Origin of the sequence: Longimicrobium sp. (assembly GCA_036389135.1) — a bacterium.
Lineage (GTDB): Bacteria > Gemmatimonadota > Gemmatimonadetes > Longimicrobiales > Longimicrobiaceae > Longimicrobium.
In genome coordinates, this window is record DASVQP010000127.1 from 1 (window position 1) to 1,715 (window position 1,715).

A 1,715-nucleotide genomic window follows, 5' to 3' on the forward strand; every position below is an offset into this window, starting at 1 on the left:
CGCTGTTCAAGCTGGTGGACGATCCGCGGATCACGCGGGTGGGAGCGATCCTGCGGCGCACCAGCCTGGACGAGCTTCCGCAGCTGATCAACGTGCTGCGCGGGGAGATGAGCCTGGTGGGGCCGAGGCCGCTGCCGCTCATCGACATGGATCGCTTCGAGGCGCGGCACTTCGAGCGGCTGGCGGTGACGCCGGGGATCACGGGGCCGTGGCAGGTGAGCGGGCGCAACCTGGTGACGGACTTCGACGAGGTGCTGCGCATGGAGCGCAGCTACATCGCGGAGTGGTCGCTCTGGCTGGACGTGCGCATCATGCTGCGCACCCTGGTGGTGGTGCTGCGCGGCGAAGGGGCGTACTGAGGCCCAAGGTCGTGCCGGTTTTCCTCACACAGAGCCACAGAGTCAACGGAGAGAAAAGCAGAAGTGTTTGTTCTGTGGCCTTTCCGTTTTCTCCGCGTCTCTATGTGATGCTTTTTTCCCACCGTTTCCTCTCTCCGCGCACAGAGCTTTGCCAGTGACACCCGCCGCCGCGCCGACGGACGACGCGATCTTTCGCGAGCTGATGCGGATCCGCGAGACGGACCCGAGCACCGCGGACCTGCTCCAGTTCCGCAGCATGGTGACGGCGGCGCAGTACCGGCGCCTCTACCGGCTGACCCGCCGTCTCGTCCCCGCCGGGAGCGAGGTGCTGGACTGGGGGTGCGGCAACGGGCACTTCTCGTACGCGCTGAAGCGGATGGGCTACCGCGTGAGCGGCTTCGCCTTCGAAGACTTCGCGCTGCGCAGGCACCTGGGGAGCGACTACGACTTCAAGCTGGGCGAGCCGGGGGAGCCCGTGCGCCTTCCGCATCCGGAGAACCGCTTCGACGCCGTCTTCTCCGTGGGTGTGCTGGAGCACGTGCGCGAGTTCGAGGGCGACGAGGCGGGCAGCCTGCGCGAGATCCGCCGCGTGCTGCGGCCGGGGGGCCACTTCGTGTGCTACCACTTCCCCAACCAGCACAGCCTGGTGGAAAGGGTGAACGGGTCCGCGGGCCGCCACACACACCTGTACCGCTACACCGCCGACGACGTGCGCCGGCTGTGCGCGGAGAGCGGGATGGAGCTGGTGCAGCTGCGGCGGTACGCGGCGCTCCCGCGCAACGTGTTCGGGCGGCTTCCCGCGCCGCTGAGCGGGTGGGGCTCGCTGGCGCACGCCTACGACGCGGCCGATGCCGTGCTCGGAACCGTGCTGTCGCCGCTCTGCCAGAACTACCTGTTCGTCGCCCGCAAGCCCGGCTGAGCGCCCGAAGACAGCGCCCATGCTGGCAGAAGACCACCGGAAGTGGTAAAATGAAAGTGGACGTGCGCCTGATCCGGTGCGCGTCCACTTTCATTTGCCTCGCAGGCAGGCCGCGGCTGGTTGGATCAGTGTGGAGCCAGCGGGGCAAAGTGTCACATCTGGGCCAGGTGCGGCGTTCTGGCAGGGTCGCGTGGAGCCCCGCACCCGGCACCGTTCGTGCTGACCGCGGCGCTCGTGCGTGACGTGGACGGGGGTACAGGCGTCAGGATCGGGCGCCGTCCGCCCCGGGTTTCTCCCCAGGCGCGCAATTTTTCCAGGACAGCCCTTTCGGATGGACATAAAGACGTCAAGCGGCACCCGGGTGAAACGTGCTGCGCGGGAGGATCGCGCCGCGCTGCCGGGCGTGCCTTTCCACGACGTGCGCCTGCGCCGCGAGC

At 68.3% G+C, this 1,715-nt stretch carries 2 protein-coding genes; both read left to right on the forward strand.

The genetic code is table 11. The features are described from left to right. The coding region (locus VF584_25430; protein ID HEX8213537.1) for a sugar transferase at positions 1 to 359 on the forward strand (359 nt) is incomplete at its 5' end. A 154-nt stretch (positions 360 to 513) separates the two neighbouring features. Beyond that, positions 514 to 1,278 carry a methyltransferase domain-containing protein gene (locus VF584_25435; GenBank protein ID HEX8213538.1) on the forward strand — a complete coding sequence of 255 codons (765 nt, stop codon included), beginning with the start codon at positions 514 to 516 and terminating at the stop codon, positions 1,276 to 1,278. Positions 1,279 to 1,715 lie beyond the last annotated feature (437 nt).